The organism is Sphingobium limneticum, assembly GCF_008710155.1.
Lineage (GTDB): Bacteria > Pseudomonadota > Alphaproteobacteria > Sphingomonadales > Sphingomonadaceae > Sphingobium > Sphingobium limneticum.
In genome coordinates this window covers 104519-119244 of the sequence record NZ_VYPZ01000007.1, presented here as the reverse complement: position 1 = coordinate 119244, position 14726 = coordinate 104519, and the positions used below count along the sequence as shown (strand labels likewise).

At 64.2% G+C, this 14726-nt stretch carries 16 protein-coding genes; 10 read left to right on the top strand and 6 right to left on the bottom strand.

Translation table 11 applies throughout. From position 1 onward, the window contains the following. Window positions 1-58 precede the first annotated feature (58 nt). Window positions 59-952 (top strand): AraC family transcriptional regulator, encoded by an 894-nt coding sequence (locus F4U94_RS10915; protein ID WP_150411904.1) that lies wholly within the window; start codon window positions 59-61, stop codon window positions 950-952. Between the two features lie 155 nt (window positions 953-1107). Here F4U94_RS10915 and F4U94_RS10910 read toward each other — a convergent pair whose 3' ends face one another. Next, window positions 1108-1524, bottom strand: coding sequence for a GtrA family protein (locus F4U94_RS10910; RefSeq protein WP_120250804.1), 417 nt, complete (start codon window positions 1522-1524; stop codon window positions 1108-1110). Between the two features lie 45 nt (window positions 1525-1569). Between F4U94_RS10910 and F4U94_RS10905 the strand changes: the two genes are divergently transcribed. Continuing rightward, entirely contained in the window at window positions 1570-3468 is a 1899-nt protein-coding gene (locus F4U94_RS10905) for a hypothetical protein (protein WP_120250803.1), read from the top strand. Here the strand turns inward: F4U94_RS10905 and F4U94_RS10900 are convergent. Together F4U94_RS10900 and F4U94_RS10895 are read right to left on the bottom strand one after the other, a co-directional pair. Then, window positions 3430-3888 (bottom strand): nucleoside deaminase, encoded by a 459-nt coding sequence (locus F4U94_RS10900; RefSeq protein ID WP_120250802.1) that lies wholly within the window; start codon window positions 3886-3888, stop codon window positions 3430-3432. The two genes, F4U94_RS10905 and F4U94_RS10900, sit on opposite strands and share 39 nt — an antisense overlap. A gap of 154 nt (window positions 3889-4042) precedes the next feature. Continuing rightward, window positions 4043-4264: a hypothetical protein gene (locus tag F4U94_RS10895; protein WP_120250801.1), complete on the bottom strand. Its 222-nt coding sequence runs from the start codon at window positions 4262-4264 to the stop codon at window positions 4043-4045. 146 nt (window positions 4265-4410) lie between these two features. Here F4U94_RS10895 and rpmB point away from each other — a divergent pair, with 146 nt between their 5' ends. Continuing rightward, the gene (gene rpmB, locus F4U94_RS10890; RefSeq protein WP_120250800.1) at window positions 4411-4704 is read left to right on the top strand and encodes a 50S ribosomal protein L28; all 294 of its coding nucleotides are present in this window, start codon (window positions 4411-4413) and stop codon (window positions 4702-4704) included. A gap of 218 nt (window positions 4705-4922) precedes the next feature. Here the strand turns inward: rpmB and F4U94_RS10885 are convergent, their stop codons facing one another. Further along, complete coding sequence (locus tag F4U94_RS10885; RefSeq protein ID WP_120250799.1) at window positions 4923-5906, bottom strand: esterase-like activity of phytase family protein; 984 nt, start codon at window positions 5904-5906, stop codon at window positions 4923-4925. 189 nt (window positions 5907-6095) lie between these two features. Between F4U94_RS10885 and F4U94_RS10880 the strand changes: the two genes are divergently transcribed. Continuing rightward, complete coding sequence (locus tag F4U94_RS10880; RefSeq protein WP_120250798.1) at window positions 6096-6533, top strand: glycine zipper 2TM domain-containing protein; 438 nt, start codon at window positions 6096-6098, stop codon at window positions 6531-6533. Between the two features lie 81 nt (window positions 6534-6614). Here the strand turns inward: F4U94_RS10880 and F4U94_RS10875 are convergent, their stop codons facing one another. Together F4U94_RS10875 and F4U94_RS10870 are read right to left on the bottom strand one after the other, a co-directional pair. Then, window positions 6615-6857, bottom strand: a complete 243-nt coding sequence (locus tag F4U94_RS10875; RefSeq protein WP_120252162.1) for a hypothetical protein — start codon at window positions 6855-6857, stop codon at window positions 6615-6617. 78 nt (window positions 6858-6935) lie between these two features. Beyond that, window positions 6936-7151 carry a circumsporozoite protein gene (locus tag F4U94_RS10870; protein ID WP_120250797.1) on the bottom strand — a complete coding sequence of 72 codons (216 nt, stop codon included), beginning with the start codon at window positions 7149-7151 and terminating at the stop codon, window positions 6936-6938. Window positions 7152-7380: 229 nt separating this feature from the next. On the opposite strand from F4U94_RS10870, the gene F4U94_RS10865 reads away from it, so the two are divergent. From F4U94_RS10865 to F4U94_RS10845, 6 genes are all read left to right on the top strand, one after another. Further along, on the top strand, window positions 7381-8352 hold the full coding sequence (locus F4U94_RS10865) for an ArsR/SmtB family transcription factor (protein ID WP_150411903.1): 972 nt from the start codon (window positions 7381-7383) through the stop codon (window positions 8350-8352). Further along, complete coding sequence (gene metF / locus F4U94_RS10860) at window positions 8349-9269, top strand: methylenetetrahydrofolate reductase (RefSeq protein WP_120250796.1); 921 nt, start codon at window positions 8349-8351, stop codon at window positions 9267-9269. Before F4U94_RS10865 ends, metF begins: the two co-directional genes overlap by 4 nt. 94 nt (window positions 9270-9363) lie before the next feature. Then, the gene (locus tag F4U94_RS24760; RefSeq protein ID WP_150425561.1) at window positions 9364-10410 is read left to right on the top strand and encodes a homocysteine S-methyltransferase family protein; all 1047 of its coding nucleotides are present in this window, start codon (window positions 9364-9366) and stop codon (window positions 10408-10410) included. Between the two features lie 84 nt (window positions 10411-10494). Next, window positions 10495-13107 (top strand): methionine synthase, encoded by a 2613-nt coding sequence (gene metH / locus F4U94_RS10855; protein WP_269462504.1) that lies wholly within the window; start codon window positions 10495-10497, stop codon window positions 13105-13107. Window positions 13108-13241: 134 nt separating this feature from the next. Continuing rightward, complete coding sequence (locus F4U94_RS10850; RefSeq protein WP_120250795.1) at window positions 13242-13676, top strand: DUF488 domain-containing protein; 435 nt, start codon at window positions 13242-13244, stop codon at window positions 13674-13676. A gap of 95 nt (window positions 13677-13771) precedes the next feature. Further along, window positions 13772-14710: a right-handed parallel beta-helix repeat-containing protein gene (locus F4U94_RS10845; RefSeq protein WP_120252160.1), complete on the top strand. Its 939-nt coding sequence runs from the start codon at window positions 13772-13774 to the stop codon at window positions 14708-14710. Window positions 14711-14726: the final 16 nt, after the last annotated feature.

The following is a 14726-nucleotide window of genomic DNA, read 5'->3' as shown; positions in this document are numbered from 1 at the left end:
GAGCGGGCTGTTCAGGCGGAGGCATGGCCGATAAGATCGACGGCAAGGAGAAAGCCTTATGTCGCATGATTCCCTTGGTCAGCAGATTGCCCGATATGCCGATCGGGACGGGATCGTCGACACGGCCATTCCGCGCCTTACACTGGTGCGCTGGAGCCATGCGGATGAGCCGGTGCATATGCTCCAGCGGCCCGCGCTCTGCATCATCGCGCAGGGGGCCAAGCGGGTGATGCTGGGCGACAGCGTGGTGGCCTATGGGCCGGCCAGCTATCTGGTCGCCTCGCTCGACCTGCCGATCACCGGCATGGTGACGCAGGCGAGCGACGATGCGCCCTATCTCTGCTTCTGCCTCTATCTGGACCCGGTGCTGCTGTCCGACATCGCCATTTCACTGCCGCCGGCGGGGCCGGTGGTGGAGGGGAGTGCGCTGTCGCTGCATCCGATCACGCCCGAATTGCTGGATGCGGCGAGCCGGCTGACGGCTTTGCTGGGCGATCAGGCGAGTGCGCCGCTGCTGGCGCCGCTGATCGAGCGGGAATTGCTGGTGCGGCTGATGACCGGGCCGAGCGGGGGCATCGTGCGCGCGATCGCGGCGGGGGAGAGCCGGACGGGGCAGATTGCGCGGGCGATCGGCTGGCTCAAGGCGCATTTCCGCGAGCCGTATAACGGGCCGGGACTGGCGGATCTGGCGGGGATGAGCGTGTCGAGCTTCCACGACCATTTCCGCCGCGCAACCGCGATGACGCCGCTGCAATATCAGAAGCAATTGCGGTTGCAGGCGGCGCGCACGCTGATGCTGGCCGACCGATTGGACGCGGCGGAGGCGGGGTTTCGGGTGGGTTATGACAGCCCGTCGCAATTCAGCCGCGAATATCGCCGCCTCTTCGGCGCGCCGCCGGTGCGGGATATGGGGCGCTTGCGGGCCATGCCGCAGGTGGCGATGGCGATTTAGAGAGGTGACGGTTTCACCCCCGTCACCCCGGGCTTGACCCGGGGGGCCGCTATCTTCTCCAAGTCAGGCCTAAAAGAAAAGCGGGATCCCGGTTCGAGCCCGGGATGACGATGTCGTAGATGTCCATTTCGGGTCACAATCCCCTGCTCTCGATGTCACTTGAACACCCACTGCCGGTTCAGGCCGAACATCACCGCCGGCGTCACGAAGATCATCGCGGGGATGGGGGACCATTCGGGCCAGCCCATATGGGTGACGCACAGGAATACCCAGAGGGCGTTCAGCGCATAGCTGATTAGCGAGACGATGACGAATTTCGCACCGCGCGTGGCGGGGTTGCCCGTGCCGCCCTGGCCGCGAAAAGTGAACAGGCTGTGGCTGACATAGCCGATCGCCACGGCGGCGAGATAGCCGATGAAATTGGCGGCCTGCGGATGGAAGCCGGCGAGCGCGGCGAGGCTCCAGTAGATCGCGGCCTGACAGGCGGTGACGAACAGGCCGGTCACGCCATAGCGGACGATCTGCCAGAAGAGCGCGCCATGTTCTGCATAAAGTCGTGACAGATATTTCATGGATCGCCCCGTTGCGCTTTGATGCGGAGCGTCTAATCGACAGCCATGACCTTGCCTAGCCGCGATATCCTGCGCGCCCGCGCGCGCCATTGGGCGCCCATCCTGACCGCTTACACCCAGCGGCACTGGAAATGGCTGACCTTCCTGATCTGGATCGTCATCGCCATCGTGATGGTTGCGACGCGCTGGCCCGCCATTCACTGGCTGGTGCTGAGCGATACGGACGACAATATCCGTTATGTGCAGGTGAAGGACTGGCTGGCCGGGCAGGGCTGGTATGATCTGCGCCAATATCGACTGGACCCGCCGGGCGGGGCGAACATCCACTGGTCGCGGCTGGTCGACATTCCGATCGCGGGGCTGATCCTGTTCTTCCGCGCCTTCGTCGATCAGGGGCTGGCCGATCGGCTGGCCTGCGGCATCGCACCTTTGTTGCCGTTGTTGCTGCTGATGCTGAGCCTGGGCTTTATCGGGCGGCGGCTGGCGGGGCCGAATGGCTGGCTGCTGGCGGTGCTGGCGCCGCTGGCCGCGCAGATGGGGCTGGGCATGTATGCGCCGATGCGGATCGACCATCATGGCTGGCAACTGGCGCTGGCGGTGACGATGCTGGCGGGGGTGATCGACGGCAACCGGCTGCGCGGCGGGCTTATGGCGGGGATCAGCAGCGCGCTGTCGATCGCCATCGGCATGGAAATGATTGTCTATCTGGCGGCGGGCGGTGGGTTGATCGCGCTGCGTTGGGTATTCCGGCCGGGGGCGGAGCGGCGGATGTTGCCCTATGGCCTCAGCCTCGCGGGGGCGACGTCGCTCTGTTATGTGCTGTTCGCCAGTTACGCCAATCGCGAGATGGTGTGCGACGCGATATCGCCGATCTGGGTGGCGGTGTTCGGCGCGGCGGGCGCGGGCATGGTGATCCTGTCGATCGCGCCGCTGCGCAGCTGGCCGGCGCGGCTGGCGGCGGGCGCGCTGGTGGGCGGCGCGGTGGCGGCGTTTTTCTATCTGAACTGGCCGCAATGCCTAAGCCCCTATCAGATTTCGCCGGAGTTGCAGCGGCTGTGGCTGGCCAACATCCGGGAGGCCAAGCCGATCACGGCGCAGGCACAGTCCATGGTCGTGCCGTTGCTGGCGCTGCCGGCGGCGGGGCTGATCGGTCTGCTCTGGGCCTTGTGGGATGCGCGGCGGGACAGCGAGCGGCTCTGGGCCTGGGCGACGGTGGGCGCGATGATGGTCTTTTCCACCGCCTTGCTGTTCTGGCAGTTGCGGGCCGGGCCGGCGGCGCAGTTGCTGGCGATCCCGCCCGCCGCCTGGGCCGCACATCGGCTGGTTGCCGCGATCCTGACGGGGACCCGCCGGGTGCGGATCGCCGCTGGGGTGGGCGTGGCGCTGCTGGCGGCGATCGCCTGCGCCTATCCGCTCTATCCGCAGCTGGTGACGCTGTATCAGGGGGCGACGGGGACGAAGCCCAAGCCCTGGCGCCCTTCGGCGATCGCGCGCACCGATGCGATCAAGAAAGCAAATGGGCGATGCCGCACGCTGCCGGCGCTGGAGGTGCTGGATCAGTTGCCGCCCGCGACCATCTTCACCATGGTCGATCTGGGGCCGCGCCTGATCGCGACGACGCATCATAGCGCGATCGCCGGCCCTTATCATCGCAACGGCGCAACGATCCTGGACATGCACCACGCCTATGATGGGCCGGCAGACGGATTCCGCACGATCGCGGCGAAGCATCATGCCACCTATCTGCTGGTCTGCCCCAATTTCCCGGAAGGGACGATTTATCAGTCGCGCAGCCCGCGTGGCTTTTATGCCGGGCTGATGCGCGGGACGATCCCGAACTGGCTGGTGCCGGTGACGCTGAAGACGGGCATGACGCTGCCCTATCAGCTCTATCGCATCAATTACTCAGCGCCGGGCGGCGAAAAAGTCGCGGAGCAGCGCTGAGGCTTCGGCTTCGGCGAGGCCGCCATAGACATCCGGCCGATGCAGGCATTGCGGCTGGGCGAAGAGGCGCGGTCCCTGTTCGATTGCGCCGCCCTTGGGATCGTCCACCGCATAATAAAGCCGGGCGATGCGGGCGTGCGAGATTGCGCCCGCGCACATGGGGCAGGGTTCCAGCGTGACCCACAGGTCGCAGCCGGTCAGGCGATAGTCGCTCAGATGCCTGGCGGCTGCGCGCATCGCGACGATTTCGGCATGGGCGGTGGGATCATAGTCGCGGCGGTTGCGATTCTCGCCCTCGCCGATGATGGCGCCATCCTTCGTCACGACGGCGCCGATCGGCACTTCGCCCGCCGCCTCCGCCGCGCGGGCGAGGTCGAGGGCACGGCGCATGGGCGCGGGCAAGGGAAAGGGCGGGACCATCAGCCCCGCCCGTTACAGGATTGTCCGTCCCAGCGAAAGGATGAGAGCAAGTTGGCACCGCACCGGCCCGGTCCCTCGCCCGGTTACCCAACGCCAGTATTCTATGGGTGGCCGGGTGGGGGAGCGGGCCGGTGCGGTGTCTCAAGCAAAATAATCAGGGCTTCTTCACGTCCACCGTGGGAACATCGACCGTTTCCTTGCGGGTGCCGACTTCCACCTTGGCGACGTTCGCCTCATATTTAGGCAAGGCGCCTTCCTTTACCGCGATTGCGGGCAGGCGTCCTTCCTGCGTTTTTTGCAGGTCGATGAAGCCCGTGGCGATGCCGCCGGCCAGAACCAGCAAAATGATGACCAATATTCCACCAATGACTCGCATTTGTCCCTCCTCTGGGTTAGTTGCCCTTTCAACGCGTGGGGTCGCAGAGGGTTGCGATCCTGCCTTGCTGCGGCTTGACGGGGACGACGAATCTCGTTATCGGCGCGGCTTTCCGAACGAACCCGAATTTCAAAGGTTGATTGACTATGTCGCGCATTTGCGAGCTGACCGGTAAGGGTCGCCAGGTGGGTCACAATGTTTCCCACGCCAATAACAAGACCAAGCGCGTGTTCCTGCCGAACCTGCAGAACGTGTCGCTGATCTCCGAGACGCTGGAAACCACCGTCAAGCTGCGCGTGTCGACCCATGGTCTGCGTTCGGTCGAACATAATGGCGGCCTGGACAACTGGCTGGTCAAGACCAACGACGACAAGCTGTCGCTCAAGGCTCGTCGCCTGAAGCGCGACATCGTCAAGAAGAAGGCTGCCGTCGCAGCCTAATTCTCGACCGATTCGTTTCGGCATAAGGAGCGGCCCCTCACCGGGCCGCTTTTTTGCGTTTGAATTTGGTGGCCCATGATATTCCACCCCTCCCGCCAGCGGGAGGGGCAGCGAGACTTACGCGCGCAGCGCGCTAGTCGCAGCGGGGTGGGCCGTAGCGACGTCCAGCCCACCCCCTAGCCCCCTCGCGCCAGCGGGAGGGGGAACAATCTGGTCGTTCAATTCATCCCGAATTTCAGCAGCAACGTGCGCTGGAAGAATTCGTGATTGTCGTCGGATATGATCCAGATGACCGGGCGGCCATGTTCATGGGATACCGCCAGCCCCTCGAAATTGTCGGCCAGCAGCGGCGGGGCCAGTCTGGCAAGGGTGCGGGCTTTCAGCTCCCTGCCCGGCTCCAGCTTTTCGGGCAGGTCGACGATGGCGATCACGCCGGTGAACAGCTGCTCCATGGTCAGGCGACGGTTCAGTACCAGCAGGTGCCGGTCGTCCAGCGCCACCGCATCGGTCGGGCGATAGCCGCGCGGCGCGGTGTAGCGCAAATGGATGGGGTCGGGCGTGTCCTTTTCCGCCGGATCGCCGGCGAAGAGCAGGCTGTCATGATGCCCATCCACCGTCATCCCCATCTCCCCGATCGCCAGGAAGCGGCCGTCGGGCAGGCGGGCGAGGGATTCGATCGACCCGGTCTTGGGCCAGGCGAATATCTCCGGCCAGGTGCGGCAGGCCTCCACGCGAGCGAAGCCGGGGCTGTAGCGGCAGATCGCCTGTTGCAGTTCGAAGCCCACCCAATAGCGGCCGGTCGCCGGATCATGGGTCAGGCTTTCCGAATCCCATGCCCACCATGGGCGATAGCGGTCCTGCGCGCGGATCGGCAGCGGGGCGATGAAGGGATGCCCCTGGCCTTCGCCTGGCGCGATGCGAAAGCCCATCAATATGCCGGAATCGCTGAGGCCCAATATATCGCCCACCGGCGACACCAGCAGCGCGGAAATGCCGCCAAAGCCCGGATTACCGCTCTCCAGCTGCCAGCCGCCCAGATAGGTGAGCGCGCCGACATGGGTAAGGTCGGGGTCGATGCTGCTGAGGGGCAGGGCGCGCGCTGTCACCAGCAGCGTGCCGCTCCGCACCACTTCCGGTTTCCCCATATGCGGGGCCGGCAATAGCAGGGTGGCAAGAAGGAGGACGATCAGGATTCGCTGCATCGCCGCCCGCCATAGGGCATAATCCGACAGGACGCAGCAGGGGCGTGACGGACGGTCGGCAGGTGAACGGGGGCTGACACCCCCATTCAGGCTCGGCTCAAGGCGAATCGATCATAAGGATATCAATCGAAGGGCAATTCCGTTCTTTTCAACGGCCGCCCAAGAGGATGGCATATGAGGAGAAGCGCCATGAAGATGAAGTTTCTTGTTAATCTGGGAGCCGCTCTGGCGATGGGGGCCGCTTCCCTGGTGGTGACGGCCGCGCCGGCCAATGCGCAATATTATCGCGGCGGTTACGACCGTGGCGACTATTATCGCGGCGGCTATGACCGTGGTTATCGTGGCGACCGTGGGTATCGCGGTGATCGTGGCTGGCGCGGTGACCGCGGCTATCGCGGCGACGGCTATTATCGCAACAATTATCGCGGTGGCTATCGTGGCGGCTATCGCTGCCGGGATAATGGCACGGGCGGCACCATCATCGGTGCGATCGCCGGTGGCCTGCTCGGTAACGAAGTCGGCAAGGGTTCGGGCCGCTATGGCCGTCGCGGCGACGGCACCACGGGCGCCATCCTTGGCGCAGGCGTGGGTGCGCTGGCCGGCCGGGCGATCGACCGCAACTGCTAAATCCGACGTTGATCGGACAAAGAGGAGGGCCGTCCCATGTGGGGCGGCCCTTTCCGCGTCAGGGCCAGGGTCGGGCCGGAGTCAGGGTTGCGGGGCGGGCTGCGGCGCGACCCGCTTGCGGTCGGCGCCTGCGGCCGTGACGGCGGCGGGATTGAGGCCGGGGTCGGCGCTCTGAGCCGCGCCGGTGCGGGCGTCCAGCTGCGCGGCGGCATCATTCAGCGCCTGGGCTTCGCCGGCGCTGACGCCGCCGACGCCATCCTGCGATCCTGATCCGCAGGCGGCCAGCATCGCAAGGGCGGCAAGGGGGAGGAGAGGACGGACCATGATATGCTCCAAAAGAAAAAGGGCCGCCCCGTTGTCGGTGCGACCCCTTCCTAAATTCTAGACCCGAACGGGACTGAATTACATCGCGTTCGAAGCGTTGTTGGTCGCGTTCGAAGCGGCGTTCGCAGCGTTATCGGCAGCGTTCAGCGCGGCGTTCATGGCGTTGTCGGCAGCGTTCGACGCGTTCTCGGCCGAGTTGGCGGCGTTGTTGGCGGCGTTTTCAGTGCCACCCGAGCAAGCGGCCAGGCCGAGCGAAGCGGCGAGAACGAGCGAAAGAGCAATCGACTTGGTCATGGGTTAAAACCCCTCTCTGAGAAAAATAAAAATGCAGACCACTCTCGGAGAAAAGCTCACCCCCCATTGCGCCTGCGGGCCGATTCGTACTGCCTTGAACCGGGCAAGGCAATCCCATTCATGGGGCGAAACCATAGGATGTCCGCCATTTCATCGCTTTATGGATGAAAAATGCACAGAAAATTCACTGGCATTGACGTATATAAAGATTTCTTTATATGACATGATCATGCATGCGGCACTTGATATATTCCGGGCACTTGGCGACCCGACGCGGCTGCGCATCATCCACCTGTTGCGGGCGATGGAGCTGGCCGTGGGGGAGATTGCGCAGGTCGTGGGGCAGAGCCAGCCACGCGTGTCGCGCCATGTCCGCATATTGGCCGAAGCGGGTCTGGTGGAACGGCGCAAGGAAGGCAATTGGGTGTTTCTGCGTCTGGGCAAGGATCGGTCGGTCGTGCCGTTTCTGACCCTGTTCGACCGGCTGGAGCCGTCCGAGAGCGAGGCCTTGTGGCAGGCGGCGGATATCGCGCGGTTGACGGCGGTGCGCGCGGACCGGGCGCGGGCGGCGGAAAGCTATTTTGCCGAACATGCCGAGGAATGGGATGCGATCCGGTCGCTCCATATCGCCGAAGCCGATGTGGAGGCGGCGATGGTCGCCCTGTTGGGGCGCGAACCGATCGGCCATCTGCTCGACATCGGCACCGGCACGGGGCGCATGATCGAATTGTTCGGCGGGGATGCGGATCAGGTGACCGCGCTGGATCGCAGCCCGGACATGCTGCGTCTGGCCCGTGCCAAGCTGCCACAGGATGCCGGCGACAAATATGCGCTGCTGCTGGGCGATTTCCTGGACTTGCCGCTGGAGCAGGGGAGCGCCGATACGGTGGTGATGCATCAGGTGCTGCATTATGCGCAGGCGCCCGAACTGGTGATCGCGCAGGCGGCGCGGGTCGCGGCGGCGAACGGCCGGGTGCTGATCGCCGATTTCGCGGCGCATGAACGCGAAGAACTGCGGCTGCGCGACCAGCATGCGCGGTTGGGCTTTTCCGACGAACAGATGAGCGGCTGGTTCGCGCAGGCGGGGCTGGCGCTGGAACGGGTGGAAACGCTGCCCGGCCAGGAATTGACGGTAGTATTGTGGCTGGGACGGCGCCAGAGCGCCAATGTTCTGCCCATCGAAGGACGGATTTCCGCATGACCCTGAATGATCCCAGGCACAACGCGCCTATTGGCCCGCTTTATGCGGATCTGGCGGGCGATGCCCGCGTCAGCTTCGAATTTTTCCCGCCCAAGACGGAGAAGATGGAAGCGCAGCTGTGGTCGGCGATCGAGACTTTGGCCCCGCTGGCGCCCAAATTCGTGTCCGTCACCTATGGCGCGGGCGGCTCCACGCGGGAGCGCACCCATAATACGGTCGCGCGCATCGCGAAGGCAACGTCGCTGGCGGCGGCCGCGCATCTGACCTGCGTGGCCGCCAGCAAGGACGAGATCGGCGAGATTGCCGACGCCTATTGGGATGCGGGCGTGCGTCATATCGTGGCGTTGCGCGGCGATCCGCCGGAAGTGGGCAGCCGGTTCGAGCCGCATCCTGACGGTTATACCGGCGCTGCCGATCTGGTCGAAGGATTGATGAAGCGCCATCCGTTCGAGATCAGCGTGTCGGCCTATCCCGAAGTGCATCCCGATGCGGCGAGCGCGCAGAGCGACCTCGATAACCTCAAGCGCAAGCTGGACGCCGGGGCGACCCGCGCGATCACGCAATTCTTCTTCTCGCCCGACGCCTATTTCCGTTTCATGGACAAGGTCGGCGCGGCGGGCATCACGGCGGATATCGTGCCGGGCATCATGCCGGTCAGCAATTTCGCCGCGACCAAGCGCATGGCCGCCATGTGCAATACCGACGTGCCGCTGTGGATGGCGCGCCTGTTCGAAGGGCTGGACGAACATCCCGCCTCGCGCCAGCTGGTGTCGGCGACGATCGCCGCCGAACTGTGCCGCAAGCTGTATGAAGGCGGCGTGCGCGATTTCCATTTCTACACGCTCAACCGGGCGGAACTCAGCTTTGCGATCTGCCATCTGCTCGGGCTTCGGGCGAAGGTGGCGGTGAACGCCTGATACGGATTAACCCCCTCCGTTCGGTTCGAGCCTGTCGAGAACCGGTTGCGCGAGGGTTCTCGACAAGCTCGAACCGAACGGGGAGAGGGAGCATATGACCGCCGAAGACCAATTGCGCCAACTGGCTGCCGACAAGATCCTGATCTTCGACGGCGGTTATGGCACCTCGATCCAGAAACATGGCCTGACCGAAGCCGATTATCGCGGCGACCTGGACCTGGCGAAGGATCAGAAGGGCAATAACGACCTTCTGTGCCTGACCCGGCCGGACATCGTGGAGGGCATCCACACCGCCTATCTCGACAATGGCGCGGACATGATCGAGACGAACACGTTCAGCTCGACCAAGATCGCGATGGCCGATTATGGCTGCGAACATCTGGTGTGGGACATCAATATCGCGGCGGCGAAGTTGGCCCGGAGCGCTTGCGAAAAGGCGACCGCGAAGGACGGCAAGCCGCGCTTCGTTTGCGGCTCGATCGGCCCGACGAACAAGACGCTCAGCATTTCGCCCGACGTCAACGACCCGGCCTTTCGCGAGGTCGATTATGACACGCTCAAGGCCGATTATCGCGAGCAGTGCGACGCGCTGATCGCCGGCGGCGTGGACTTTCTGCTGGTCGAAACCTGTTTCGATACGCTCAATGCCAAGGCGGCGGGCATGGCCGCGCGCGAAGCGGAGGAAGCGGCGGGCCGGTCCGTGCCGTTGATGCTCAGCTTCACCATCACCGACATGTCGGGCCGCAACCTGTCGGGCCACACGATCAACGCCTTCTGGTATTCGCTGCGCCATCTGAAGCCGCTGACCATCGGCGTGAATTGCGCGTTCGGCGCGGATCTGTTGCGGCCGTACCTCAGCGAATTGTCCAAAAATGCCGACACGCTGATCCTGGCCTATCCCAATGCCGGCCTGCCCAACGAACTGGGGCAGTATGACGAACTGCCCGAAACCACCGCGAAGCTGATCCGCGACTGGGTGGACGAGGGCCTCGTCAATATGGTCGGCGGTTGCTGCGGCACGACGCCTGCGCATATCGGCGCGGTGGCGAAGGCGCTGGACGGGCATAAGCCCCGCGTGGTGCCGGAACTGGAAGTCGTGACCCGGCTTGCCGGGCTGGAGCCGATGCACATCGCGGCGTAAGATAATAACGTCATCCCAGCGAAGGCTGGGATCTCGTGCCTCTTGAGGCGCACTCTAAATCGGGAGACCCCAGCCTTCGCTGGGGTGACGCACTTAAAAATGACCAAGACCACCGCCACTTTCGTCAACATCGGTGAACGCACCAACGTTACCGGATCGGCCAAGTTCAAGAAGCTGATCATGGCGGGCGATTATGCCGCCGCCATCGACATCGCGCGCGAGCAGGTGGAGAATGGCGCGCAGATCGTCGACGTCAACATGGACGAAGGCCTGCTCGACGCGGTCGAGGCGATGACCACATTCCTGAAGCTGATGACGTCGGAACCGGATATCAGCCGCGTGCCGGTCATGATCGACAGCTCCAAGTGGGAAGTGATCGAAGCAGGCCTGAAATGCGTGTCCGGCAAGCCGGTCGTGAACTCGATCAGCATGAAGGAGGGCGAGGAGGCTTTCCTGTTCCACGCCCGCAAATGCATGGCCTATGGCGCGGCGGTGGTCGTCATGGCGTTCGACGAGACCGGGCAGGCCGATACCCAGACCCGCAAGGTCGAGATTTGCGAGCGCGCCTACAAGCTGCTGATGACGATCGGTTTTCCGCCCGAAGACATCATCTTCGACCCCAATATCTTCGCGGTGGCGACGGGGATCGAGGAGCATAATAATTACGGCGTCGACTTCATCGAGGCGTGCAAGGAGATCAAGAAGCGCTGCCCGCACGTCCATATTTCGGGCGGCCTGTCGAACTTCTCCTTCTCCTTCCGCGGCAACGAACCCGTCCGCCGGGCGATGCACAGCGTGTTCCTGTACCACGCCATTCCCGCCGGCCTCGACATGGCGATCGTCAATGCCGGGCAGCTCGACGTCTATGACGCGATCGACCCCGCGCTGCGCAAGGCGTGCGAGGATGTCCTCCTCAACACCGATCCCGAAGCGGGCGACCGGCTGGTCACGCTCGCCGAAAGTTTCAAAGGCAAGGACGCAGCATCGGAAAAGGCGGCGCAGGAATGGCGCGGCTGGCCCGTCGCCAAGCGGCTGGAACATGCGCTGGTCAAGGGCATCGACATGTATGTGGTGGAGGATACGGAGGAATGCCGCCTAGCCGCCGACAAGCCGATCCATGTGATCGAAGGGCCGCTGATGGACGGCATGAATGTCGTTGGCGACCTGTTCGGCGCGGGCAAGATGTTCCTGCCGCAGGTGGTGAAATCTGCGCGCGTCATGAAGAAGGCGGTCGCGCATCTGCTGCCCTATATCGAGGCGGCGAAGGAACCGGGCGCCAAGGGCAAGGGCAAGATCATCATGGCGACCGTGAAGGGCGACGTGCATGATATCGGCAAGAATATCGTCGGCGTGGTCCTGCAATGCAACGGTTTCGATGTCATCGACATGGGCGTGATGGTGCCGTGGCAGGACATCATCAAGGCCGCGAACGAGAATGACGCCGACATGATCGGTCTGTCGGGCCTCATCACCCCGTCGCTGGACGAGATGGTGACGGTCGCCGCCGAAATGCAGCGCGCGAACATGACGATGCCGCTGCTGATCGGCGGGGCGACGACGTCGCGCGTGCATACCGCGCTGCGCATCGATCCGGCCTTTACCGGCCCGGTGGTCCATGTGCTGGACGCCAGCCGCGCAGTGGGCGTGGCCACAGCGCTCGTCTCCGAAACGCAGAAGAATGATTTCGTCCAGAAGACCAAGGACGATTATGAGCATGTCCGTGTCGCCCGCGCCAACAAGGGGCAGAGCGCGCTGATCAGCATCGCGGAAGCGCGCGACAATGGGTTCGAGATCGACGAAAGCCTGAAGGCGCCGCGCCCGCGCCTGCCCGGTGTGCATAAATTTCCCGACTGGGATCTGAAGGATCTGATCCAATATATCGACTGGACGCCCTTCTTCCGCGCATGGGAACTGGCGGGCAATTATCCCGCGATCCTGACCGATCCAGTGGTGGGTGAAAGCGCGACCAGCCTGTTCGCCGACGCGCAGAAGATGCTGGACAAGATCGTCAACGACAAATGGCTGACCGCGCGCGGCGTCGCTGGTCTGTGGCCGTGCCGGCGCAAGGGCGACGACATCATCGTCCATGTCGAGGATGAGAAGCACTATGTCCTGCCGATGCTGCGCCAGCAGATTCAGAAGCGGGAAGGGCGGGCCAATATGTGCCTGGCCGACTTCATCAGTCCCGATGGCGACTGGATGGGCGGTTTTGCCGTGTCGATCCACGGCATCGAGCCGCATCTGGCGCGCTTCAAAAATGCGATCGACGATTATTCGGACATTCTGTTAAAGGCGCTGGCCGATCGTTTGGCCGAAGCCTTCGCCGAGCGGCTGCACCATTATGTCCGCACCGCGCTCTGGGGCTATGCCGAGGGCGAGCAACTGACGAACGAAGCGCTGATCAAGGAACAGTATCGCGGCATCCGCCCGGCGCCCGGCTATCCCGCCTGCCCGGAACATAGTCTGAAACCGATCCTGTTCGAGATGCTGGACGCCCATCATGCAACCGGTGCGACGTTGACGGAAAGCTTTGCGATGCTGCCGACGGCGGCGGTCAGCGGCTTCTATTTCGGTCATGCACAGGCCGAATATTTTGGTGTGGCCCGCGTCGGCCGCGACCAGCTGGAAGATTATGCGCAGCGGCGCGGCATCGATCTGGAAACGGCGGAACGCTATTTGCGGCCGAATCTGGACTGACCCCTCTATCGTCATCCCGGGCTTGACCCGGGATCTCGCTTTTCTTCGGGCCGCGGGGGGAAGGTAGCGGGACCCCGGATCTAGTCCGGGGTGACGAAGCTGGTATAGCGCCATCCCCTCCCTATCTTGCGTCCATGAAGATCTTCACCATTGGCTATGAAGGCACGACGCAGCCGGACCTGATTGCCGCGCTGCAAGCCGCCGGCGTGCGGCTGCTTGCCGATGTCCGCGCGGTGCCGCTGTCGCGCCGCCCCGGCTTCTCGAAGAACATCCTGGCCGCCGGCCTGCGCGAGGCGGGGATAGACTATGTCGGCCTCAAGGCGCTGGGCACGCCGGCCGAGGGGCGCGAGGCTGCGCGCAAGGGGCATCATGCGCGGCTGGCCGAAATCTACGCGCGCCAACTCGACCTGCCCGAAGCGATCGTGCAGGCCGAACAGTTGAAGGACATGGCGGCGGAGCGGCCCACCGCCTTGCTTTGCTTCGAACGTGATCCGTCGGGCTGCCACCGCTCGCTGCTGATCGACGCGGTGCTGCCGGATGCGGAGCAGATCGACCTGTTCCCCGCGTAAAGACATGGCCTTCACCCTGTCCCATAGCGGGGCAGCGGCAGATTGCGGGTCTTGGCGCCTTGGTGCTGTCGCCGCCGGGCCTTATGCTTGTCCCCATGCGCATCCTCTCCACCACGCTCCTCGTCTCCGCCGCCATCGTTTCCAGCGCTTGGGCGCAGGGCAATGCGGCGCCTTTCACCGTTGCGGAAACGGGGCAGGGCTTTGCCTCCATCGGCGATGCGCTGGCCGCGATCGGCGACCGGCGTGGCACGGTGGTCGTGGCGCCCGGCACCTATCGCCAATGCGGCGTGCAGCAGGGCGGCGACGTGACCATCCGTGCGGCGACGCCCGGCACCGCGATCTTCGACGGGGCCGTGTGCGAAGGGAAGGGCGCGCTCGTTCTGCGCGGCCAAGCCAGCAGCGTGGACGGCATCATCTTCCAGAATATCCGCGTGCCCGACGGCAATGGCGCGGGCATCCGCCTGGAAAGCGGCAATCTGACCGTGCGCAACAGCCTGTTCCGCAACAGCGAGGAGGGTATCCTCACCGGCGACTATGATGGCGGGCAGGTGGTGATCGACAATTCGACCTTCCGCAAGCTGGGCCGCTGCGATCGCGATCTCGACTGCGCGCATGGAATCTATATCGGTCGCCTCGCCAGCCTGTCCGTCACCAACAGCCGCTTCGATCAGGGCGATGGCGGCCATTATCTCAAAACCCGCACCGCCCGCGTCACCATCAGCGGCAACAGCTTCGACGATAGCGGCGGGCATCTGACCAATTATATGATCGACCTGTCCAATGGCGCGACCGGCACGATCACCGGTAATGAAATGGTGCAGGGCAAGGACAAGGATAATTGGTCCGCCTTCATCACCGTGGCTCCGGAAGGCCGCGAACATTCGAGCGCGGGGCTGGTGATCGAGGGGAACAAGGCAGGCTTCGTGCCGGGGCTGGAGCGCGGCTCCACCTTCGTCGCCAATTTCACCGACGATGCGGTGCGGATTGGGGCGAACCAACTGGCGCCGTCGATGAAGGTCAAGGACTGGCGCTGACTTGGCCGCGCTGGCG

Excerpts from the sequence above, each read along its gene's own strand:
- F4U94_RS10865 (WP_150411903.1), top strand. The coding sequence starts at position 7,381 with ATGCATGCGGCACTTGATATATTCCGGGCACTTGGCGACCCGACGCGG.
- metF (WP_120250796.1), top strand. The coding sequence starts at position 8,349 with ATGACCCTGAATGATCCCAGGCACAACGCGCCTATTGGCCCGCTTTAT.
- F4U94_RS10915 (WP_150411904.1), top strand. The coding sequence starts at position 59 with ATGTCGCATGATTCCCTTGGTCAGCAGATTGCCCGATATGCCGATCGG.
- F4U94_RS10895 (WP_120250801.1), bottom strand. The coding sequence starts at position 4,264 with ATGCGAGTCATTGGTGGAATATTGGTCATCATTTTGCTGGTTCTGGCC.
- rpmB (WP_120250800.1), top strand. The coding sequence starts at position 4,411 with ATGTCGCGCATTTGCGAGCTGACCGGTAAGGGTCGCCAGGTGGGTCAC.
- F4U94_RS10870 (WP_120250797.1), bottom strand. The coding sequence starts at position 7,151 with ATGACCAAGTCGATTGCTCTTTCGCTCGTTCTCGCCGCTTCGCTCGGC.
- F4U94_RS10910 (WP_120250804.1), bottom strand. The coding sequence starts at position 1,524 with ATGAAATATCTGTCACGACTTTATGCAGAACATGGCGCGCTCTTCTGG.
- F4U94_RS10850 (WP_120250795.1), top strand. The coding sequence starts at position 13,242 with ATGAAGATCTTCACCATTGGCTATGAAGGCACGACGCAGCCGGACCTG.
- F4U94_RS10900 (WP_120250802.1), bottom strand. The coding sequence starts at position 3,888 with ATGGTCCCGCCCTTTCCCTTGCCCGCGCCCATGCGCCGTGCCCTCGAC.
- F4U94_RS10905 (WP_120250803.1), top strand. The coding sequence starts at position 1,570 with ATGACCTTGCCTAGCCGCGATATCCTGCGCGCCCGCGCGCGCCATTGG.
- F4U94_RS10875 (WP_120252162.1), bottom strand. The coding sequence starts at position 6,857 with ATGGTCCGTCCTCTCCTCCCCCTTGCCGCCCTTGCGATGCTGGCCGCC.
- F4U94_RS10880 (WP_120250798.1), top strand. The coding sequence starts at position 6,096 with ATGAAGATGAAGTTTCTTGTTAATCTGGGAGCCGCTCTGGCGATGGGG.
- F4U94_RS24760 (WP_150425561.1), top strand. The coding sequence starts at position 9,364 with ATGACCGCCGAAGACCAATTGCGCCAACTGGCTGCCGACAAGATCCTG.
- F4U94_RS10885 (WP_120250799.1), bottom strand. The coding sequence starts at position 5,906 with ATGCAGCGAATCCTGATCGTCCTCCTTCTTGCCACCCTGCTATTGCCG.
- F4U94_RS10845 (WP_120252160.1), top strand. The coding sequence starts at position 13,772 with ATGCGCATCCTCTCCACCACGCTCCTCGTCTCCGCCGCCATCGTTTCC.